The following is a 20457-nucleotide window of genomic DNA, read 5'->3' on the forward strand; positions in this document are numbered from 1 at the left end:
AAACGCACTGCTATGGATAACAATTATATGGTTCAGGTTCTCAATTGTTTTTTCATTAGCAACACTTTAGATTCTTCTGATTCCTTGTGTCAAGCCTGATTGAGATGCTCTTACCCTGGTCTTCACCCATGGAAGCAAGTTCAGTAGGTTGATAAACTTGGATCGACTCTAGAATGGCAACCATGTTATTGTGTATGACACAAGTAATTTTCTTTCAAAGCGCCCAGATTAGATTTGGGCGCTTTTGCTTTTGAAAGTCAGGAGGAGCGTACACAGGCAAGTGATGCGCTCTTCCTGGGGTGAAGACAAAACTTTCTTCGCCCTCCTAACTCAACTTCAACAACAAGCCGCAGAACTAACCCGCGCTTTCATCAGTTTCTGTCAAGGTGTATACGTTGCCAAGCTCAAAAGCGATCGCACCCAGTGGAAGGAAGCAAGAGAATCGCTTGGCTGGGCATCTTCCACAGCAACACCCTATGCAAAAATTGGTGAATGGTTAGCAGAAATCCCAGAACATAACCTGGATCTGTTGGATATCAAGACGTTGATGTCTCTGTGCTGCGAAAAATATCGCCCCATATTGGAACAGTTGCAACAAGAGCGATTGATGGTACGGGAAGTGCGCGATCGCATGTCCGAAATCAACACACAGATTAAAGAACAAAAGCCGCCCAAGCCAGTGATGGAGTGGAAAAGAGCAAAAACGGGCGATCGCTCTTTACTGATTCGACTGGAAGACCCAGAAGCAGCAACAGAATTAGAAGCGCGCTACAAACAATCTTGTTTGCCGTTGCCTTCGTTTATCAGAGAATTATTGAAGGGTGCGGGCGGCTTCTCCACCGCTTTGAAAAACGACAATGCCCGCGCTGCAAATAATACCACGACCGAAATCAAGATAGGCGATCGCGTCAAAGTTGTCTGCTGTGAAGATGGCTGGCTTGGCTGTAGCGGCGTGGTAACGAATGCCTGGAACAAAGGCTATTGGGTGTTGCTGGACGATGTACAGCGACAGGGATTGACAACTAGAACTTTCTTCAAAACACACCAAATCGTAAAACTGGAATAATCTTGGATTCATTAGCCCAAAAATTCAGCTTCAATCACTTCTTCAGTAGGAACTTCAGTAGTTGTTGGCGTTTGGGCAAAGCGAATCGCTGCTTTGAGTTTTTCTTGGGCGCTTAGTGCAGCGCTTGAGATTGCATACTGCCGATTTTGTAGGAGTACTGCAAATGCTTTTGTGTAGGCAGTCATTTCTTCTAAAGTTAGAGATACTGTTGTAGTGTTTTGTTGCATTTGTCCCAGTATAAATATCAGTATTATATAAGAATTGAGGCGATGCTCCAGGGTAGGGAGCCATGCGCGATCGCATTGTTAATAGATTAATGTGAGCAAATCAATCATTCTCTAATTTTAAAATCTCCCCGTTGCTGCAAATACCTCTGTAATTCCCTCACCTCGCTATTAGTTTTTTCAAATTCCTCTTCTGTTCGCTTCCATTTGTGGGCTATTGCTTCTTTGTTTCCATTAACCGCCAAAAGTAAAACATCCTTGTAACCTGAATAATCCTGAAGATGAATGTCAAGACGCTTATCAAGTCCGTGAACTTCCCTTTCTAATGTTTTCACTTGCTCAAATATTTTTTTGTTTTCATTCAAGTCTTCTTTTAAATCTTTAATCTCACTATTGATTGAATTAACTTTTGAAACTATTTTAATAATTATTCCTATTAATATCGAAACTGACACTAAACTTCCTAAAAATATGCCAGCCGATTCCAAAGTGATTGTCAGCGACGGCTGTGGGTTTGGTGTTGAACTGATCAAAGCTTGCCTCATGCTCGTTTCCTGAAATAGTCCCCATCTTTAAGAACGGGGTCTTCAATCTTTTTTCGCGCTTTGAGCTAAACCAGAAGCTCCAGCTATCGCCGTGCCAGCCAGACCAAAACCAGCTGCTGCTTTAGCGTCACTTAAATTAGAAAATATTACGGTAACGCCAATCACCCCACCAATCACCCCTAACAATAAAGGTGTTGCCTCTTGAATCAAATCGCTTTTCACCACTTATTTTCCACATGACTTTTTGTTTCAAGTCTGGCTTAGGACAAGTGCGCTCATCTAGGCAAAATTTACTGAAAGTACACAAATAAAAATTTTATATATACCTATTTATACTTAATTCGTAATTACGAATTATTATGCTTCCGCGATTCCATGAGCCAGTATCGTAGTAGTTCCGCTTGCTACTTGTGCCTGAATTCGCACTGATTCCATACCATCGCAGCGCATCCGAAACCAGCCATCACCACCACCAGGAATAGTAACGATAGTTCCACTGCTATTGATTATTTCAGTACTGGCGTTGTTATTTTGCTTACCATTATTGGTAGTGAAATCAGCATTAGTGGAAGCGATGGTATTCCAAATACTTAGATTGCTGTTAAAACGTGCTTGTACCTGCAAGGATGAAAGTGCCGTACTACCAGTATTTTGCAGTTGCACGCCAAGCGTTTTTTTTCCACGGCAATCAAACGTAATTACCGTTGTCAGGCTAGTTCCAACTGTTACGGCACTGGCTGTTTGCGACTCTACAAAATTAGATTCAGCCAAAAATCGCAACATTGCCATCAGGGAGCCAGAGCGCGCCGCCGTATCTGAAATTGCACCTATGGCATCAGCAAGCGATCGCAATTTGGCATGAATTGAACCTGTGGGTGAAGAAGCATCTGATGTTGCACCCAATGTATTCTGCCAAAGACCCCGAATAATAGCCCCAAGCGATCCTATAGTGGTGGGAGTGCTGATGGGTGAATCGTTGGTTGCGCCTAAGCGATCGTAAGTCCCTTGGTCGGAAAAGGTGAATCTATCTGGATTAGCAGTTGTGCCATCTCCAGTGGATATTTCTCTTTGGCGTAATGCACCAGAACCATCGATATAAGGTACGCTTGCCATTAAAAATCACTCATAAAAATAGTGGTTTGTTGGGTGGTGAACACTGCTGAATAGTTGATATTTGTTAATAGTATTGGTGACGACTCCACCCAACGAGAAGACTTGCCATTAATATCTATTGCCGCTACTCTCACGTAATATTTCCCACTTGATAAACCTTCGTATTGCGTACCGGTGCTGGTGACAGTTCGAGTATCTATCCAGTCGCCATCATCACCTTTGGAGTACTCCACAAAGTAGCTGGTAATAAATTGGTCACGAGTACCGTTATTTAACGGGTATTGCCAGGAAGCATCTAGTGTGTAGGTAAAGGATGCTCCATTATTGACCGCTCGGTAAGATAGAGCAATGTTTCTAGGCACATTCACAACAACAGGCACTCTGTTGATTGTGGGGCGTGGTGTAAGCGACCAACCTTGTTCAATTGCATTGTATTTATCACTTCGGTATTCCAATGCGGTGATTTCGTGCAGCATTTCTCTACTTCCCGGTGCTGGCACGCGGTTCAGCACTCGGAATAATTGAGGCTGTACAGTGGTGCTAGCTAATATCCAATTGCTTTCTAATGGTGGTGGTTCATCTAGGGGTGAATCTAGGTTCAGGGTGGTATGGGAGCCTGGGGGATTGGTGACAGTGCGCTCAACTACTGTCCCATCAGCCATCATTATAGTTAGGGTGTAAGCTTCACCAGCGTCTAGAGCTACTGGATTATCTAAAGTGACGCTGTCTTGGGTTGAATCTGCAATCAACCCGCCGTAACGAATATCGGCACGTTTCGCATCGGAAATTCTAATAATGTCGCCGGGTTTGGTGTATGCACCGTAAGCGCGGACGCGAAAGGTGACTGTTTCTGTCTCTAGGCGTTCTGTCAGAAGTGCAGCAAGTCCAGCGCGTCGGGCTTGTCCTCTGGAAGTACAAGCAAACGCCGACATTTCTAATTCACGCACACCATATTTAGCAATGCCTTCAGAGTCTTCTACTGTTTCTATGGTTTGGCGGTAGAAGTCGTCAGGATCGAGCCACGTAACAAGTGCGATCGTATGTCGGGATTTCAAACCAGTGCGGCTATAGCTAAACATCCCATTTTCAATATCAGCTTGGGTGAATTGCGCCACCGGGGAAGCTGGTTTGTCAGCTGCAAAAGAAATTGCACCGTTCATCCAGTAGGAGAAGCCACGGAAAATCGAACGAATTGACTCAATAACTTTGTAAGCTTCTTCTTTACCTTCTAACAGTACGTGACATTGAAAGCGGTGTTCTGTACCTCCTTCACCGTTGGGTACATACTCGTTGCAGTATTGGCTAATTTCGTACAAAGCCCATTTGTCAATTTGGTTTTGATTGATGTAGCGTCCTAAGCCGTAGCGAGTGTTGGTGATGAGGTCGTAGAGAATCCAAGCAGGGTCTGCGATCGCCACCGATGGCACATAAAAAGTGCCGTCCCAAATACCACTGTATGTCAGCCCCCTTGTAGCGGTTGGGGTGGCGTTGGTGGGAATGGCAATTTTACGCCCCGCAAGTTTGAGTGAGATTTGCGGCAAAGATTCAAACTGTGCGGCATCAAATCGAAATCCGAATAAGGCGCTGTTCGGGTAACGCAGTTTGGCTTCTGTGACTTCAATTAGGGTTCGCCACTGTAGCACCCTTTGATAGCGGGTGGTGTCTGAATCTTGAGGAGTAACGCGTTCCACCCTGACGCTAAAATTGTTAACTGTACCGCCTAGATTGTTGACTGGGAAATTGTACTCAAATTCAGTCAAGGACGAATATCTACCCTTGATAGTTTGGTCGAGTCTTAGTACAAATGCCCCAGCACCTTCCTTTACATAGACACGAAACTGAATTTTTGACCCCAACACCCCACCTTTGGGAGGGTATTCTTGCAGCACTACCCCAAGACGAACGCGGATTATATCAAGGTTGGCGTTGATAATGGAACGGGTAAGGGGTATTGGTTGCTTGATTTCAGTACTGACATTGGTTTCGGAACTGATTTCATCAGAAAACCCAGGTATTCTATCTTGGGCTTGTGTTCCAGAGCGCCAATCCCAGCTAAAGTTGGTAAAATTCGATGAACCGTCACTGTTTTGGGCTGGGGTTTCGTCAAAATAGATACCTTGCGCCCCATCAACAAGTCCTTCGATTTCACCTTCACTGACAATACCTAGTATTTGAGCGTAAGAAACGCTACGCCCACTATCTGCCTGCTCTTTGGGTTTTTTGTTCTTTTTGCCGCCTCTACCGGATATTTTTATTTTTGGCTTAAACCCTTTTGCCATCCACCTTCTACTTTACTTAGAGACCCCGTCCTTAAGGACGGGGATTTATCGGTACTCGTCCCCCTTCCTTGACCGTGGTTGACGGGCCGCCAAAGGTGAGAGATTTTTTGCTTTCTTTAGCGTCTGGTGATGCTTGACGACCAAACAGTGAAGAAATGCCACCCAAAAGCATTGCACCACCAGTTAGGGCAAGGGTTGTGGAAGATAAACCCAAGAACCCCACACCAGCCAAACCTAAGCCCAAAAGCGCAACACCGCCGATAATTCGTCCTACAGTTCCCGCCCCCGCAATAACGGGAATAATACGAATGGTATTCACGCTTTTACTTATAGGGCTATATAGTTGGGTTTCATCGACCTCCTGGAATCCAACTTTTATTTGATACCCTACGCCCCTTTGGGCAGCTTCATATAAGCAAGTTGCAAAACCTGGAAAATTAGCACGTAATGCCGCGATCGCTTCGGCAACACTACTAACAGCAACGGTGATTTGCTCGGTAAATATATCAGCTAATTCACCACACAGAGTAATAGTAATCATAATTGAAAATTCGTTATGACTTACCCTATCCTTCCCTTAACACCGACTTGGGGTAATACAGAGCAAGAGGTGGCTGATATTGCCAAAACTAAATATGGTGAAGCGGGTGTTGAGCAGCGTGATTTTATTGGCATTAATCCCATCTCTACAAGTTGGGATATTAATGTCAATATTCGTAATTTTCAAGAAGTTGATGATTTTTTGCGATCGCGTCGCGGACAACCATTCCGGCTAAGTTTGGATGGTGGCGTGAGTGACGATAGCAAGTTGTATATCTGTACTGAGTGGCAGATACAGCAATTAGGCCCCAACGCTGCATCTTTTAGCGCACAAATCAATCAGGTGCGGAGATTTTCGCTTTTTAAGGTTGCTTGTGATGGCAAAGTTTTAGAATTTTTATCTCCTGCTTTCTCTCTTAACTTTACATTTTTTGTTAATCACGATCCTGCACATACAGGAGACGGAGTTATTCAAGTACATAAGTGGCTAAATTTTAATGATTATCTTAACTACGGGTATTTTGATAACCGTATTTGGATTGCAAATATTAATAACGGAGATTCGTTTAATTACATCCCGCTAAAACAAGCAAGATACTTATCTTTTTCTCAATACAATCCAGATACGGAATTTTGGGATACACCTTACTTCAGTTTAAATAGTAATATTATTTCTCTAAACGGCTTTTAGAGACCCCGTCCTTAAGGACGGGGATTTAAATATGATTCCATCACATCACTCAGTCCCAATTCACCTATTGAATTATTTGAAATATCGGGGTGGAACCTTACTAATCTTGCAGAAACTTTATATATTTGTAACTTTACAGGTGTAACTTTTGAAGGGCAAAGTTATCAAGCAATTGGCTGTGAAAGCGAAGGTTTTGATTTGATTGGCCAAGGGCCAATACCCACACCACAATTAACTGTTTCAAATATTGGGCGTGTGATTAGCGATTTACTTTATAATTGCAAAACCAACGCCAATTATCGACTTGAAGGTTCTACGGTGTTGCGTCGTGTTACGCAAAGGCGATTTTTAGATGGTCAACCAAACGCAAGTGCCGCTATTAAAGAACTTCCGCAACAGCAGTACATCATTGAGCAGATGCAGGAAGAAACATATTTGGCTGTGAAGTTTCGTTTGGGTAGTCCTTTTGATGTAGAAGGGGTGACACTACCAGCGCGTCCCTTATTGCGGTCATGTTCATGGCGATACCGTAGTGCTGAGTGTGGATGGACAGGGGGAATGTTTACTTTAAATAATCAACCAACCACCAACCCCGCATTAGACCAGTGTGCGAAGTCACTCGCGGCTTGTGAATGTAGATTTGGTTCTTATGCAGAATTAAATTTCGGTGGTGCGCCTGGACTCAATACCTACCGTTAACATCATGCCAATAGCAATACTCGAATTACCTCCAACATGGGACGCAATTAAAAAGGTTAGCATCCCCGTCACCAGAACTAAATTAGGTGATGGGTACGAACAAATTGTGGTGGAAGGGACAACAGGAGCAATTGAAGAGTGGGATGTGCGATCGCCCACTATGCCTCCTCAATATGCACAAGATAGATTAAATCAATTGCGCGTATTTTCTGGTATGAATCCATTTTACTGGAGTCCAGATAATGAATTAACAATACCTAAAAAAATATTCACTTGCGAAGGGTGGACATTAATCAGATTGGGATTAATGGCTCATCAAATTAGTGCGACATTTAAACAGACTTTTATCTAGTGTTACTCAGACTAATTATTTACTTGGGGTTAAAGAAAGAGCGTGAGTTCATTTTAGCAATTGCCAAAATTGAATACGGCGTGGCTGTATTTTGTCGTAAATTGTCTTCTCAAGCTACTGATTATCCGCATCTAGCTAAACTCCTAGAATCCCACGCACAGCAAGAAATCAAGCACGGCAAAATGTTGTCGTCTTTAATCAACAATAAAATTAAATTAAAAGGAAATGGGCAATGGTTATCTATTTTTCGCCCTGCTACGGGAGAATATCTGATTGAGAACCCGTCTTTAAGGACGGGGATTAAAATATCAAATGGCATATTTATTGAGTGGGATTCTATCACCTTTAAAGGTGAAAAGCTGCAAGGTATTTTTGAAAACTTTGATGGCATAAGTCAAAAATACCTTGCAGCTAAACTATTATTTGGTGGTGATAAAGCCTCTTGTTTTGATTGGGCAGATAAACTAGCTTTCATGCATATTTTAGAGAAAGAAGCACACAAATTTTATACAGTTTTAGCCCAAATCGCCCAAGGTACACCACTAGGCGCGATCGCCTCCCAAATTGCCGATGATGAACAACACCATGCAGATTATTTAAAGGCAGGCTACAATCATTTCTCCCCTTCCATTCAAAAAATTGAGAAGTGGCACAAGAAAGTCAACTTTGCAAAGTGGGGAGTATTAATCGATTTACTGGGAATAATCTCAAAAAGTTTGTAAAAATCGATGCCACAAACCATTAACCGTGCCAGTGTAGTAGAAACTACTCTTGGCATCACCTTTCAAATTGGTGAATTGCCCACACAGCAAGTAGGTGCTGTGATCGTAACTAACCGCAATGTGCCAACGTACACAATCACAACAACTGCGGCGGCGACTGTTAACGCTGAATCGCTTTCTGTTTCTGCCACGCCTGTACTTTTAGATGCAGGTGAAAGACTTAATTTTGGTGGTGTGATTGCCACACTTTCTAACGCTGCACCCGCAGGCAGTACCACACTACAAACACTACCATTACCAGGGAGTATCGGCAATGGTGCGATCGCTACCACCAAAGCACTGGTTTTTGTTGCTGGGTGTACGGATGCAACGGTATCACCAGAAATCAAAAACGTAGAGACTACCAATTATCTCTCTGGAATTGGGATGGAGAAGGCAACGACCGGGAATGCCAAAAGGATGAAATTGGACTTCAACTTAGTGTATGGCGATCGCGGCGGCGCGATACTCAGACGTATCGCCTACGACAAAGCCTATGCAGGGCGTGAATTCTACTTCTACTTGCTTTTCCCTAGTGGTGAAGCACATGAAGGAGTAGCACTTCTAGAATCAGCATCACCCACACAACAAGTACAAGATAAACGCTCATTTTCTTGTGATGCCCAGGTACAAGGGGATACCTACATTTATACCCCACCCGCAGTAGTTAATATTTTCTAAATATGGCAATTACACTTGAACTTACACGCCCTAAATCCGTTACAACTAACGCTGCTAACTCAGTATTATCAGTTGGCACAGCCGTAGAAACCGACACAGCGCAGGAAGAATCTTTTTTCATTCCTATCAACCTGGCTTCCACTGACCCGCCATCATTTACTGTTGCCAACTCTACCATAACTAGTGGTAGCAACCAAGTTACGACTACCAACAACGGATTCGCTAACGTCAGGGTTGGTGATGTGGTAACAGGTACGGGCATTCCAGTCAGTACCGCAGTAACAGCCAAAGCAAACAATAACACCATCACTCTCAATAACAATGCTACAGCTAGTGATACAGTGACACTGACTTTTGACCCGCCAGCAGTTACACCGACACTGTACGCGCTGAAAGTTACTCATGCGAAAGCTGGCTCGGTATTTGGGTTAACCGTAGCTCTTTATACTTATGATGGTTCGTTGGGGGGTACAGCAGGGACAGCTGCAAATGCCAGCAAAACCATTAATTTGGTATCCACTGATGGGCAACCCGTACAAATTAATATGGATAGTTTTCTAACTAATTTGCGCGTTCCGCAATCACCCTAAGTAATTCGTAATTCGTAGTTCGTAATTCGTAATTATGGGAAGAATATTGGAGTGGTTTTTTCAAGCAATCCTTCAACGACTAGAACAACTGGAGAATAGAATAATGGCTTCAATTGAACAATTACAAACTGAATTGAATGATGCGGTGGGGGCGATCGCAGAACTTAAACAAGCAACAGCTACCGAAAAACAAGAAATTGCAGATAAGCTGGGTTCACTTGATACTAAAATTACAGAGCAAGCAGGATTAATTGAACAACTTAAAGAACAAATTGCTGGTACAGTACCTGATTCTGTTTTAACTGAACTTACAAATGCTACTGCTAGCATCAGAGAAACAACAAACGAAATTAAAAATATTATCCAAGCACCTGTAACATAATTCGTAGTTCGTAATTGAATTACGAATTACGAATTACGAATTATGTTGATACACCACAAATACTTACACTCAAACGGGCATACCGTATCTCTCATCAATTGCAAACTGCACCCTGAGTATTTAACTTGTGGTGCAGCTTATTTTGTGGCAGGATTACCAGAACGCATGATTTTATATAGTTTAAATGGCGATAAAATCTGTTCAATTGTTGTTCCTGAAACTGTTAGGAATAATCCAACTTACACACGCCTATTATCATCACTAGATGACATCAAAATAGATTTAATTACGAATTACTAATTACGAATTACGAATTATGCAAAACCCTTGGGGAGTACCTGAAGTTGTTCATGTAGCTGGATTTCCACTACCGAAAATGGGCGGGTTAAATCCAGAAGAAAAGGATTACATGGCTGATAAAATTCGCAATGTGCAGTTTCAAGAAATTGCACCATTAGCGGAAATTGCGGATATTGTTGCTGAAAAAGAGAAGATTTCCAAGACAGAAGCTATTTCACTTATTCGTAAAACTTTAGAAGGTAATGCGGGTAAAACAGAAGAAGAGGTTGATAAATTATTAGCCTTTGCAATTGAGTATCAACACGAATTAGGGCGGATTAAAAAGCCTGATATGTTGATAGAAAGACAATCTCAAGAAGTGGCAGTGATGATACTGCGATCGCGTCTTGCTCCGCAGTGGATTTTGGAAAATATAGAGAATTTACGCGCCGCTTTTCGATGTTCACTAGATAAAGACGAGTGCGTGAAACTCATTGCCGTTGCTGAAGAATTTTGGCTGAGTGATACCGCTAGGGAAAAGGTAATCAGACAGATTGTCAGAAAACTACCTGAAAACATCTACTCCCAAATCGCTGCATTTGCACTCGGAGAAGAAAGAGAATGGGCTGAATTGCCTGTAATTACAGTTGAACCAGAAGAAGTAACGCTGGGGGAGCGCTCCAAAGGCTTCGCCAATACCAAGAAGTCACCCAAAAAGAACGCGAGTTCTACCGTGAATGCTATTTCACCATCCAATACTTCGGAGTCACAGACCCCAGCTTCCACCGTCGAAGCTTCCACCGCGTCCCCTGTTGGTTGATTCGGGAGATGGTTGATAATTTGTACAAGCAATACAAACTACACGCCAACGTGTTTACATCGCCTATTGCCAAAATAGGCACGATGTTGTCAGAAAAAGCGACTATGCAAGATTTTTTACCGTTTCCTGACAATACACAAGAGCGTAAAAAGTTACCAGTGTCAAAAGAGACGGCGCGGATTTATTTAGAGTTGCGATCGCAAGGTCTCATCCCGCCACGGGTATTAGGGGCGTTTGCGGATATTGAAGCGGCTATAGAGGAGTTGGCAAAAGGCAATTATTAATCGTAGTTCGTAATTACGAACTACGAATTACGAATTACGAATTATTATGACTTTTTCCGGTAGTTCCCTTGGGACACTCGAATTACAGTTAACCGCTAATCAACAAGCCCTACAACAGCAGCTTAACCAAACCCGTGCTTACGCCACACGAGTAGCGCGGGACATTGAATTGCAAATCAATCGGGCTTTTGGTGGTGGTAGAAGAAGTACACAATTACCAGGATTACAAAACGCCTCATCTCAAGGGGCAAGCGCTGGTGCAAGTGCTGGAAAAACTTTTGCTGATAAATTTAAAGATGCGATCGCACCATTAAAAGGAGCAATAGGCAATATTTTCAGTGGTGTTTTTGTTGGAGCGGGGATAGGGGCGTTTAATGCTGTTACAGGTGCAATTGGGACTGCTATTAATGCCGTTAAAGGGTTTGCAGGGCAGATATTTGAAGTTACCAAAGACTTTCAGGGATTTGAATCTTCTTTAAAAACGTTTCTTAAAGGGAACCAGCAGGAAATTGACAAGTTTGTTGCTGACTTGGAAAAATTTGCAGCGACCACACCCTTTGAACTTAAGGACTTACAACAAGCGGCAATTCAAAACCTAGCCACAGGGGCGAAACCCGACCAAATTATCAAGGATTTGAAATCAATTGGTGATGTGGCGGCGGGAGCTAATGCCAATCTCAAGGATTTGATGGAGGTGTACGCTAAAAGCCGGACTGAAGGGCGATTACAGAACGAAGATATTGATCAATTCACGGGACGCGGTGTACAGTTACGCGCTCAACTGGCTAAACAACTAGGGGCGACAGAACAGGAAGTAAGGCAATTAGCCACAGATGGAAAATTGGAATTTCGCCACCTAGAAGAAGCGATACGTGCTATGTCCGCTCAGGGTGGGGCTTACTTCGGGGCGATGGAAAACAAAGCCAAAACTCTAGAAGGCAGACTTTCTAACGTCAACGACACCTTTTACCAATTCCAAAAAAGCATTGGACAAGCATTTGAACCCTTGATGAATTATGGGATACAGGTGTTTGGTGATATTGTCGCTGGCTTGACTAGCTCGAAGGGTGTGCTGGGTGAAGTTAAGAAAGAATCCCAAAAGTTAGTTGAATATTTCAAAGCTAATCCACAATTAGTTGAGGCATTAAATAAAGCTATTCAAGAACTAGTTAGTGGCAGTTTTAAATTATTATTAGGTGGCATTAAAAACGTTGCCGAATACTTACAGAAAAATCCTAATTTTATTCAAGATGCCACAGATAAATTCAATTCACTGTTTGGTGTGGTTCGCGGCGTTTTAGATACAGTTAGTAGTATTGCTTCATGGATTACTGGAGCAATTGCTTGGGGATTACAATTCTTCAACGGAGAATTAGAAAAAGCACAACCTAGATTTGAAGCGTTGATGGAATTGTGTGAGGCAATAGCCAATTTTTTTAAACTACATGGTGATTTAGTAAAACAATTATCGGATGCGCTTTCGTTTGTTGTTAATACTGTCTTGAAAATATTTATTCAATTATTAACACAAGCAGTTAAAATAATCACTCAAATTGTTTCTTATTTCCGCGATAACTTACCGGTCGCAATACAGGGATTTTCTCAAGGATTAGAAAAAGTATTAGATATCTCTAAACAGATAGGAAAAGCAATTTTTGGTTGGGTTTCTGGTATTAGTGGTGCAGCACAGCAAGCTGGTAGCTTTGTAAGAGGTTTAGGAGACCAATTATTTGGTGGTGAACAGCGATCGCAAACTACTAGCGGTGGTGCTGGAAACTTTATCGGGAATTTGATTCAAGGTACACAAAACCTTGTTGGTGGAGTTGGTAGGGCAATACAAGGTGTACAGGGCTTGCTTGGCGGTTCTAGTAACTCAAATCGAGGTGTTGCAGGTCAAGTAACATTGCGCCGCACTGGAGTTAAGGATGAATACGGACTAGAGAAGATAGCCGTTATTCTCCCCGATGGACAGACTTTCTACGCAAATAGCGGACAACGCCGCACTCAAAATAAATTTGGTAAAGGTGGCACTACTGCTAGTGGCTCTATGGCTCCGATTGAATATGGTAAATACAATATTGGAGCTGAAACTGCTGGCATGGGTGCGGGTGTAGGCAAAACTTTTATACCAATTAACCCCACTTTCAAAACGCAACGTTCCGCGATTGGCTTTCATCTTGATGCAAATCGATCTGTAGCACCAGGTAGTGCTGGATGTGTTGTTTTCGCGACACAACAAGAATTTGACGCTTTCCGTGCAGCTCTTAAGCGGAGTGGCGCGAAACAGCTGGTATTTGAAGAAGGGCAAGGGATAGGAATTGCTGACGCAGCCCAGGGTGTGAGTGTTGGCAAGGTTCAGAGTGCAGGTGGAATATGGGGCGCAATCGCATCTCAAGTACAGAAAACTCTTCCCGCAGGTGCGGGACTTTCGAGTAAAGCTGCTAACGTCGTCCGTGGCAAGAATGAGGCGATATTTCAGCAGGCTGGTGTGACGGATAAATTAGTAGAACTAGTGAAGCAGGCGGAGGGTTTCGCTGCAACTCCGTACTGGGACAGAACACAATACTCAGTTGGTTTTGGAACCAAGGCTAAATCTCAAAGTGAGCGGCTGACAGTAGAACAGGCCAATGAGCGCCTTTTGCAAGAACTGCAATACAAGCGATCGCGTGTGCAAAGCATGGTCAAAGTTCCCCTCAACACCAACCAGTTAGATGCATTGACTTCTTTTGCATTTAACGTTGGTGATGGGGCTTTGCAGAAAAGCACGCTACTCAAGAAGCTTAATGCTGGTGATTACGCGGGTGCGGCGGCGGAATTTGGACGGTGGAATAAAGGCGAGCATCGAGGCGTAAAACAGGAGTTGCCAGGGTTAACAAGACGGCGTAAGGCTGAGAGGGATTTGTTTTTGAGTCAGTCAACAGTCAATAGTCAACAATCATCAGTCAGCAGCCAACCATCGGCACTGCAAATCACAAGTCCTACAGCTACTGGTACTGGTGGTAACGCAGAAGACCAACGCAATTTAGTAGCGGCACGGCGCAGGCTGGCACAGCAGAAATACCGTGAAATCAAAGAAGAAATTGATTTCGCTACTCAGCAAGCTGATGCTATACAAAAACAGCAACGGGAATTAGCATCTCAAAAGCGTGAGCAATTGAATAAAGAGAAGAAAGCACAACTACAATTAGCAATCGCTCAAGCCCCTGATGATGAGGCTAAACGAATTATCGAACGTCGCTTATCTCGTTACGAGATCGATAGTAAATATGAAGAAGATTTAATTAAATTGGCACAGCAAAGAGAAGATTTAATATCAGCTAGAGATAAAAAAGTACAAATTATAGCTGAGGCTAAAAAACGTGGTCAAACCATTGATTTGGGTGAGGAAGCCGGTAAAGATTACACGAAGGCAATTAATCAATTAGATGAAATAATTGCTTCTACTAAAGAATTGCAAAAAATAGAATTAGAAACTAATAATTTAAACGAATTTAATTCTGAGCAGCAACAAGAGCGAGATAAAGAGCGACAACGCGAACTAGAAAAATTAACTCGTGACCATGAACAATACATTAATCAATTGAAGCTACAGCAATCATTGATTAGTGATGAGCCAAGTAAACAGAAAATTCAATTAATAATTGATAAAGCTGAAGCTGAACATCAAGCAAAATTAGCATTAATGCCACTACAAAATCAACTTGATGATTTGCAAGAGAGGAAAGTTTACCTATTGGGCAAAGGCGGATTGAAGGATGATTCTGAAGAGGTGAAGCGCCTGCAAAAAGAAATTGATAATTTAGTTGCTCAGATTCATTCACTTGCCAATAAATCTGATATTGATTTATCAGTTTTTGAAAATCAACGTAAACAAATTGAACTGCAATCACAACGCTTACGGGAAGCAGAGAATCAAGAATTGCAATACAACCAACAAGTAACCCAACTGCGATCGCAAATTTCAGGAGCGCGTACTCAACAGCAAAAAGCTGAGTTGCAGTTCCAGCTTGATAAATTGGCTGCTATGCGTGAAGAACAGCAGTTGTTACAACCACTAAAACAGCAATATGATGATTTAGTAAAATCTCGTGAACGACTAAAGACCCCGTCCTTAAGGACGGGGATTTAACAAGGAGCTTGATAGCCAGATTGCACGGTTAAATAATCAAATAAAATTGGTTGGTGAACAATCTAAAATCAGTTTTGAAACTCTCGCTCAAGAATCACAAAAAGCAATTGAACAAGCCAAGTTTGCTGACATGGAAGCGGCGTTAAATAAAGAATCGGGCTTGATTAGTGGACGCGCTTCTGTGCTTCAAGGACAAGCTAGTTTGATACGTAACCGTGGTGGTGACGAATATCGTGCATCCGCATTAGAAGCAGAAGCCGCGAAGATGCAAGAACAGATTAGATACAAACAAGAATTACTGGCTATTGAACAACAAATTGCTTCGGCAAGAGGGACTGCTTCTGAATATACAGAAGAAGAAATAGCCACGATGAAGGCGAATGCTGAAGCACTAAATAAAATTAATTTAGAAAATATTTCTTCTCAGGTAAGGACGCTTGGCAAAGACTTGATGGACGTTGCTAAAAACGCTCTTGGAACTTTCTTTACCGATATTATTACTGGTTCCAAATCCGCAAGTGAAGCTTTTCAAGATTTGATTGGCAACATCGCTAACCAACTTGCACAGCTAGCAGTCAATAAATTGATATCTGGCTTATTTGGTGGTGGTTTATTTGGCGGTGGGGGTGGCGGAGGGAACGGGGGCGGTTTAGGTCTGCTTGGTTTTTATCAAGGTGGAATCGTCCCCAACTATGCAAAAGGAGGTAGTGTAAGAGCGATCGCCAACGCATTGCAGCGAGAGCGCGCTGCATCTGGGCGTAATCCAGTACTGGCGGCACTAACCCCTGGTGAAATGGTGCTGACGGTGGGACAAGCTAAACGCTTTCAAGAACTGCGTTTAGATAAAGTTTTGAATTTTGCTAATGGTGGGGTTGTGGGCACGACATCAACTGGCAGAAACCCCCTTACGCCGGCCGGAAGGCAAAGGGCAGAAGGTGAAGGAGGTATGACCATCAATATTCCTGTGACTGTTCAGGGTGGTGGTCAGACTTCGGTGGATGTGCCACGACTACAAAGTTCAATTCGGGGTGTGGTGGTTGAAGAACTTTTGAAACAGCAGCGCCCTGGTGGTGCTTTGAATAGATAGACTCCGTAAAGGGGTTAAGAAAGTCGTTTTGGTTCTCCAGCCTGAGAAACTTGTGAACCAAAGCGGCTTTGTTTTCTCTTTCACTATGCTACTATAGCAGTAGTGATATAGCAATATAGATTAATATATTTATATCGAGTAACTTGCAGGAGAAACTTGAGTGTATGCAGTAATGAGCGAAAAGCACAGTATTCGCTGCCGACTTCAGGAATGGATAGATGAATCAGGCGAAAACTATTCAACAATTGCTGAAGCTGCGGGTATCAGTGTTGGAGCAGTTAGAAGATTGGCTAAAAACCAATTTGATAGAGTTGACTGTCTAACTTGGCAGCTAATTTGTGATTACTTCAAAAAACCATTGGGAGATTTGTTTTACAGGGCAGAAAAATAGCGTTCGCTCCTACCAGGAAGTGCGATCGCATAAATGTTTATCCCTATATATTTTGCTATCGATATTTATGAAAACTGTAATTACATCAGAAAAAATAGAGTTGCCACCTGGGGCGGTGTTGAAACTTTTAGGAAACTGGCAAGAGTACCAAAGAATGGTTTTGCAATTGGGCGATCGCTCTATACCCCGAATTAAATACCGACCAGGAGAAATTTTGTTGATGGCCCCGCTACCAGAGCATGGAAGAGATGCAAGCTTACTTTCCTTGGTGGTAATAACTCTACTTGACCATTTAAATTGCACCTACGACTCATTTACACCCATCACCATGAGTTTGCCAGAGATTAGTGGTATTGAGCCGGACTATTGCTTTTACATTGAGAATTGGCAGCAAGTCCAAGGCAAAAATCGTATCGACTGGCTAAATGACCCGCCACCAGATTTGGTAATAGAAATAGACGTTACTAGTTACACTAATGTTAATGATTATTTCCCTTACAAAGTGCCAGAGGTTTGGCTCCTGAAGAATAAACAGTTACTAGTTTATAGGTTGCAAGACTCTAGTTATGTACTTAGAGAAAGCAAATACTTTCCTAACGTTTCAGAAATTGTGCAGCGATGCCTGCAAATTGCAAGTGAGCAAACAACAAGTGAAGCGATTAGGTGGCTAAGGAACTTTTTGCATTCTTAGAGCAATCAAAGCTGAAAAATTTTACAGGAGGTTTGCGCCTTTTATCCAAGGGTCGGTTCAGAGGGAACTCTTAACTCCTAACTTGCACATTTTATAAGCCTTATATAGCAAAGCTTTTAGCCCCTGCAGTAAAAGCTACGTAGAGGAACATTGACTCGCTTGAACATGACTTAGCAACGCAACAATAGCAGATGTCAAATTACTATTGTTGCCATCAAGCATCAGCCAATGTAACTTATCTCGTTCTTCTTCAGTAAGTGCAATTCTGACTTGTTTGGTTGTCCCGGTTTCTAATTGTACAGGTGCTAATTTCTCAACTGTCGCCAACCTTTCCTTAACCACTGCATTAGGCGATCGCCCCAACTTATTCAATAGTGACTCATGAACCATTACTGTAGTCACAAAAGCAGGTGGTTTCCGACTCTTAGCATTCTTAGAACGGCTCCAATCGCCTTTTTGTGTCAGTGCTTTTCTTAAATTCCAGCTAGGGTCACTTAGCCGCCGCCGCATTGCCCCTGGTGTGATTCCCACTAGCGCTGCTGCTTGCTCAACTGTTAACTCTTCTTTGGTATCGGGATGGATAATTATAAGTGGTTTGCGTGACATAACTTTTAAAAGTATTTATCCATATATTTTGGAGATAGCAACACAGCAGGCGTTGGCTGTGGAAGCACAGGGCGAGAGTAAAATCACGCTGTTTGAAGACTTTGAGCCTAATCCTGGTGGACAGGCGCGGTTTTTGGAGCTAACCAATTGGACATCAACCGAACCGCTAAAACACAGATGGAGTGGGCTTTTGGGTGGAATAGGAGGGGGCAAGAGTTACGCCGGGGCTATTTGGGCGTGCAGCCGTGCTTTACTTGCACCAGATGCACGGGGGATGATTTCAGCCAATAGTTACGGACAATTAGCCCGTGCTACGCTGCTAGCACTAGTGGAAGTCTGCCGCACCTTCAATATCCCCCTAGAACCGTGGCGCGAGTCTCCTGAAGACCAGGCGCTAGCGATCGCCAACTGTCAGCGATGTTATATTGGGCCTGACCGAGCGTTTGTGTACGTCTTGTCCGCGACGGCGTTCACCGGAAACACCCAAGCAGGACGGGGTTTGCAAATACGCTGGTTTTGGGGAGATGAATTTGCTTATGCTGCCGAGAAAGCGTTTCTCACAATTGACGGACGCTTAGGACGCGGCCCTGGCACATTAAAGGGACAGGGGATACTTACCACTTCACCAGCCGGCTATAACTACCTCTGGGATAAATTTGGCGATCCAACTCGCAGTGATGACCTCAAGCGAATTTACCAAATGGTTTCCATGCCATCACTGGAAAACAAAAAGCACTTGGGTGAAGATTATGTAGCGTCTTTGGAAGCGAACTACTCAGATGAACTGTACCAGCAAGAAATTATGGGACAGTTCGTCAACAGCGCACAGGGATTGATTTACAAATACTTTTCAAGGGCAAAGCATTGTTTGAATGAAGAGGACGCGCAGCTTTTAGAATACGACCACAATTTACCTCTACTGCTGACATTTGACTTTAACCACACTCCTATAGTTGCTCTAGCAGCCCAACGCCGAGGTAACGAAATCCACTTTTGTCAAGAGTGGTTTTTGATGGATAGTGACATTTGGGAACTGACCGAGCAAATTGTGGATTGGGTAGAAAGCAACGGTATCCCACCAGAAATTCAGATATTTGGTGATGCCACAGGACGCGCTCGCACAGCTGCTAGCAAGCTAAGTAGTTGGGATATCGTTTTTCAAGGCTTAGAACCATTAGCCAAACAACGCGGTAGGGGGTATCTGGTACGGAAATTCGCTGACAGCAATCCCTACGTGGTTAACCGCGTTCACTCAGTTAATCAGCTATTTCGTCAATCTCGTTGCTTCGTGCATTTTGCTAATTGCCAAAATCTGGTGAAGGATTTTGAACAAGTTACGTGGAATGAAGAGAGTATCAACAAATCAGATAACCCGCTACTCTCTCACTTGTCAGACGCAGCGGGTTATTTGATACACAGTATTTATCCGTTTAAAAAGGAAACACGCGACAAAAAAACTGGTAAACGTAAACCCGGAGGGTTAGCAGCCTAAGATGGATTAAAAATCCCCGTCCTTAAGGACGGGGTCTCTAATCAACTCTACCAATACCCAATTCCAGGAATTTTGTTCTCACATCTTCAAACTCTAAGCCACAGTAATAATATTGTCTGTCACGCAGATTTGCCAAGTAATACCCCAGTTTCCCGTGATAGCGCCGAAATAGCTCAACAATCACATCTTTATGAGTGAGATCGTAGAGAGAACACAAGTTGTCAGGGTCAATAGTCTCGTTATTGGGATTGTAAAGAACAGGCCCAGTTTTGTAACACCAGCCATCAGGCTTGCGAATGTAAATTTGCCAGTGAGCAGGATGTATGATGGTCATAAGTCATTTAGTTGAAATCAGCCCCAGATGCGACCTGGGGCTGATTACTATTTTACTTAGTTTTTATTATCCTCCTCTTCATTATCCTCCTGTTCGTTTTCGTTTTCTTTCATCCTCATTATTATTTTACCCTAAGATATCTTATGGTTTATGATGTACTTATGAATTTTTAGCTAAGATATCTTATGGTAAAAAAGAAGCGGATAAAACTTAAAATTACACAATTGAGAGAATCTGCTGGTTTAACACAAAAAGAATTAGCTGATTTAGCGGGAACAACAGAAACTACTGTTGCCAATTGGGAACATGAGCGAACAGGGGTAAAGCAAATAGTCCGTGTTGCTAAAATTTGTAAGGCTTTGAATTGTTTGCCTTGGGATTTGTACGAAGAAGTTGAGGGGGAATAATCGATATGACATTT

General features: G+C 42.9%; 25 protein-coding genes. 17 read left to right on the forward strand and 8 right to left on the reverse strand.

Annotated elements, in window-relative coordinates:
* Positions 1 to 280: 280 nt before the first annotated feature.
* Complete coding sequence (locus HXY43_RS21895) at positions 281 to 1066, forward strand: hypothetical protein (protein WP_290887726.1); 786 nt, start codon at positions 281 to 283, stop codon at positions 1064 to 1066.
* Between the two features lie 11 nt (positions 1067 to 1077).
* Here the strand turns inward: HXY43_RS21895 and HXY43_RS21900 are convergent, their stop codons facing one another.
* The 6 genes from HXY43_RS21900 to HXY43_RS21925 all read right to left on the reverse strand — a co-directional run bounded on the left by HXY43_RS21900 (position 1078) and on the right by HXY43_RS21925 (position 5768).
* A complete protein-coding gene (locus tag HXY43_RS21900) occupies positions 1078 to 1293 on the reverse strand; it encodes a hypothetical protein (protein ID WP_102177423.1) in 216 nt (71 codons plus the stop codon).
* 104 nt (positions 1294 to 1397) lie between these two features.
* On the reverse strand, positions 1398 to 1835 hold the full coding sequence (locus HXY43_RS21905) for a hypothetical protein (RefSeq protein ID WP_290887733.1): 438 nt from the start codon (positions 1833 to 1835) through the stop codon (positions 1398 to 1400).
* A 42-nt stretch (positions 1836 to 1877) separates the two neighbouring features.
* A complete protein-coding gene (locus tag HXY43_RS21910; protein ID WP_102177424.1) occupies positions 1878 to 2057 on the reverse strand; it encodes a hypothetical protein in 180 nt (59 codons plus the stop codon).
* Positions 2058 to 2192: 135 nt separating this feature from the next.
* A complete protein-coding gene (locus HXY43_RS21915) occupies positions 2193 to 2948 on the reverse strand; it encodes a hypothetical protein (protein WP_102177421.1) in 756 nt (251 codons plus the stop codon).
* Complete coding sequence (locus tag HXY43_RS21920) at positions 2948 to 5227, reverse strand: host specificity protein J (RefSeq protein WP_290887738.1); 2280 nt, start codon at positions 5225 to 5227, stop codon at positions 2948 to 2950. Before HXY43_RS21920 ends, HXY43_RS21915 begins: the two co-directional genes overlap by 1 nt.
* A gap of 31 nt (positions 5228 to 5258) precedes the next feature.
* A complete protein-coding gene (locus HXY43_RS21925; RefSeq protein WP_290887743.1) occupies positions 5259 to 5768 on the reverse strand; it encodes a hypothetical protein in 510 nt (169 codons plus the stop codon).
* A 15-nt stretch (positions 5769 to 5783) separates the two neighbouring features.
* Here HXY43_RS21925 and HXY43_RS21930 point away from each other — a divergent pair, with 15 nt between their 5' ends.
* The 14 genes from HXY43_RS21930 to HXY43_RS21995 all read left to right on the forward strand — a co-directional run bounded on the left by HXY43_RS21930 (position 5784) and on the right by HXY43_RS21995 (position 17604).
* A complete protein-coding gene (locus HXY43_RS21930) occupies positions 5784 to 6458 on the forward strand; it encodes a phage tail protein (RefSeq protein WP_102177418.1) in 675 nt (224 codons plus the stop codon).
* Positions 6459 to 6497: 39 nt separating this feature from the next.
* Positions 6498 to 7157 (forward strand): phage minor tail protein L, encoded by a 660-nt coding sequence (locus tag HXY43_RS21935; RefSeq protein ID WP_290887891.1) that lies wholly within the window; start codon positions 6498 to 6500, stop codon positions 7155 to 7157.
* A 4-nt stretch (positions 7158 to 7161) separates the two neighbouring features.
* On the forward strand, positions 7162 to 7509 hold the full coding sequence (locus HXY43_RS21940; protein WP_290887748.1) for a phage tail protein: 348 nt from the start codon (positions 7162 to 7164) through the stop codon (positions 7507 to 7509).
* Complete coding sequence (locus tag HXY43_RS21945) at positions 7509 to 8231, forward strand: ferritin-like domain-containing protein (RefSeq protein WP_102176754.1); 723 nt, start codon at positions 7509 to 7511, stop codon at positions 8229 to 8231. The genes HXY43_RS21940 and HXY43_RS21945 overlap by 1 nt, the downstream gene beginning before the upstream one ends.
* Positions 8232 to 8237: 6 nt before the next feature.
* On the forward strand, positions 8238 to 8951 hold the full coding sequence (locus HXY43_RS21950) for a hypothetical protein (protein ID WP_290887754.1): 714 nt from the start codon (positions 8238 to 8240) through the stop codon (positions 8949 to 8951).
* Between the two features lie 2 nt (positions 8952 to 8953).
* Positions 8954 to 9541 (forward strand): hypothetical protein, encoded by a 588-nt coding sequence (locus tag HXY43_RS21955; RefSeq protein WP_290887757.1) that lies wholly within the window; start codon positions 8954 to 8956, stop codon positions 9539 to 9541.
* A gap of 103 nt (positions 9542 to 9644) precedes the next feature.
* A complete protein-coding gene (locus HXY43_RS21960; RefSeq protein ID WP_290887760.1) occupies positions 9645 to 9923 on the forward strand; it encodes a hypothetical protein in 279 nt (92 codons plus the stop codon).
* 42 nt (positions 9924 to 9965) lie between these two features.
* On the forward strand, positions 9966 to 10223 hold the full coding sequence (locus HXY43_RS21965; protein ID WP_290887763.1) for a hypothetical protein: 258 nt from the start codon (positions 9966 to 9968) through the stop codon (positions 10221 to 10223).
* 16 nt (positions 10224 to 10239) lie between these two features.
* Positions 10240 to 11022: a hypothetical protein gene (locus tag HXY43_RS21970; protein ID WP_290887766.1), complete on the forward strand. Its 783-nt coding sequence runs from the start codon at positions 10240 to 10242 to the stop codon at positions 11020 to 11022.
* An 8-nt stretch (positions 11023 to 11030) separates the two neighbouring features.
* A complete protein-coding gene (locus HXY43_RS21975) occupies positions 11031 to 11306 on the forward strand; it encodes a hypothetical protein (RefSeq protein WP_290887769.1) in 276 nt (91 codons plus the stop codon).
* A gap of 46 nt (positions 11307 to 11352) precedes the next feature.
* Positions 11353 to 15435 carry a tape measure protein gene (locus HXY43_RS21980; RefSeq protein WP_290887772.1) on the forward strand — a complete coding sequence of 1361 codons (4083 nt, stop codon included), beginning with the start codon at positions 11353 to 11355 and terminating at the stop codon, positions 15433 to 15435.
* A 46-nt stretch (positions 15436 to 15481) separates the two neighbouring features.
* On the forward strand, positions 15482 to 16522 hold the full coding sequence (locus HXY43_RS21985) for a hypothetical protein (protein WP_290887775.1): 1041 nt from the start codon (positions 15482 to 15484) through the stop codon (positions 16520 to 16522).
* Positions 16523 to 16694: 172 nt separating this feature from the next.
* Positions 16695 to 16913: a helix-turn-helix transcriptional regulator gene (locus HXY43_RS21990; RefSeq protein ID WP_102176744.1), complete on the forward strand. Its 219-nt coding sequence runs from the start codon at positions 16695 to 16697 to the stop codon at positions 16911 to 16913.
* Positions 16914 to 16980: 67 nt separating this feature from the next.
* Positions 16981 to 17604 (forward strand): Uma2 family endonuclease, encoded by a 624-nt coding sequence (locus tag HXY43_RS21995; RefSeq protein ID WP_102176742.1) that lies wholly within the window; start codon positions 16981 to 16983, stop codon positions 17602 to 17604.
* Positions 17605 to 17739: 135 nt separating this feature from the next.
* Here HXY43_RS21995 and HXY43_RS22000 read toward each other — a convergent pair whose 3' ends face one another.
* Positions 17740 to 18210, reverse strand: a complete 471-nt coding sequence (locus HXY43_RS22000) for a hypothetical protein (RefSeq protein WP_290887782.1) — start codon at positions 18208 to 18210, stop codon at positions 17740 to 17742.
* Positions 18211 to 18238: 28 nt separating this feature from the next.
* Here HXY43_RS22000 and HXY43_RS22005 point away from each other — a divergent pair, with 28 nt between their 5' ends.
* Positions 18239 to 19702, forward strand: coding sequence for a terminase family protein (locus tag HXY43_RS22005; protein ID WP_290887786.1), 1464 nt, complete (start codon positions 18239 to 18241; stop codon positions 19700 to 19702).
* 37 nt (positions 19703 to 19739) lie between these two features.
* Here HXY43_RS22005 and HXY43_RS22010 read toward each other — a convergent pair whose 3' ends face one another.
* The gene (locus tag HXY43_RS22010) at positions 19740 to 20036 is read right to left on the reverse strand and encodes a hypothetical protein (protein WP_290887788.1); all 297 of its coding nucleotides are present in this window, start codon (positions 20034 to 20036) and stop codon (positions 19740 to 19742) included.
* A gap of 185 nt (positions 20037 to 20221) precedes the next feature.
* Here HXY43_RS22010 and HXY43_RS22015 point away from each other — a divergent pair, with 185 nt between their 5' ends.
* Positions 20222 to 20443: a helix-turn-helix transcriptional regulator gene (locus HXY43_RS22015; protein WP_290887791.1), complete on the forward strand. Its 222-nt coding sequence runs from the start codon at positions 20222 to 20224 to the stop codon at positions 20441 to 20443.
* Positions 20444 to 20457 lie beyond the last annotated feature (14 nt).

The organism is Fischerella sp. (assembly GCF_013388695.1).
GTDB lineage: Bacteria > Cyanobacteriota > Cyanobacteriia > Cyanobacteriales > Nostocaceae > PCC9605.

Coding starts and splice junctions, on each gene's coding strand:
- HXY43_RS21900 (WP_102177423.1), bottom strand. CDS start 1,293: ATGCAACAAAACACTACAACAGTATCTCTAACTTTAGAAGAAATGACT.
- HXY43_RS21980 (WP_290887772.1), top strand. CDS start 11,353: ATGACTTTTTCCGGTAGTTCCCTTGGGACACTCGAATTACAGTTAACC.
- HXY43_RS21995 (WP_102176742.1), top strand. CDS start 16,981: ATGAAAACTGTAATTACATCAGAAAAAATAGAGTTGCCACCTGGGGCG.
- HXY43_RS21920 (WP_290887738.1), bottom strand. CDS start 5,227: ATGGCAAAAGGGTTTAAGCCAAAAATAAAAATATCCGGTAGAGGCGGC.
- HXY43_RS21990 (WP_102176744.1), top strand. CDS start 16,695: ATGAGCGAAAAGCACAGTATTCGCTGCCGACTTCAGGAATGGATAGAT.
- HXY43_RS21905 (WP_290887733.1), bottom strand. CDS start 1,835: ATGAGGCAAGCTTTGATCAGTTCAACACCAAACCCACAGCCGTCGCTG.
- HXY43_RS21970 (WP_290887766.1), top strand. CDS start 10,240: ATGCAAAACCCTTGGGGAGTACCTGAAGTTGTTCATGTAGCTGGATTT.
- HXY43_RS21960 (WP_290887760.1), top strand. CDS start 9,645: ATGGCTTCAATTGAACAATTACAAACTGAATTGAATGATGCGGTGGGG.
- HXY43_RS21940 (WP_290887748.1), top strand. CDS start 7,162: ATGCCAATAGCAATACTCGAATTACCTCCAACATGGGACGCAATTAAA.
- HXY43_RS22000 (WP_290887782.1), bottom strand. CDS start 18,210: ATGTCACGCAAACCACTTATAATTATCCATCCCGATACCAAAGAAGAG.
- HXY43_RS21950 (WP_290887754.1), top strand. CDS start 8,238: ATGCCACAAACCATTAACCGTGCCAGTGTAGTAGAAACTACTCTTGGC.
- HXY43_RS21965 (WP_290887763.1), top strand. CDS start 9,966: ATGTTGATACACCACAAATACTTACACTCAAACGGGCATACCGTATCT.
- HXY43_RS21925 (WP_290887743.1), bottom strand. CDS start 5,768: ATGATTACTATTACTCTGTGTGGTGAATTAGCTGATATATTTACCGAG.
- HXY43_RS21955 (WP_290887757.1), top strand. CDS start 8,954: ATGGCAATTACACTTGAACTTACACGCCCTAAATCCGTTACAACTAAC.
- HXY43_RS22010 (WP_290887788.1), bottom strand. CDS start 20,036: ATGACCATCATACATCCTGCTCACTGGCAAATTTACATTCGCAAGCCT.
- HXY43_RS22015 (WP_290887791.1), top strand. CDS start 20,222: ATGGTAAAAAAGAAGCGGATAAAACTTAAAATTACACAATTGAGAGAA.
- HXY43_RS21975 (WP_290887769.1), top strand. CDS start 11,031: ATGGTTGATAATTTGTACAAGCAATACAAACTACACGCCAACGTGTTT.
- HXY43_RS21930 (WP_102177418.1), top strand. CDS start 5,784: ATGACTTACCCTATCCTTCCCTTAACACCGACTTGGGGTAATACAGAG.
- HXY43_RS21915 (WP_102177421.1), bottom strand. CDS start 2,948: ATGGCAAGCGTACCTTATATCGATGGTTCTGGTGCATTACGCCAAAGA.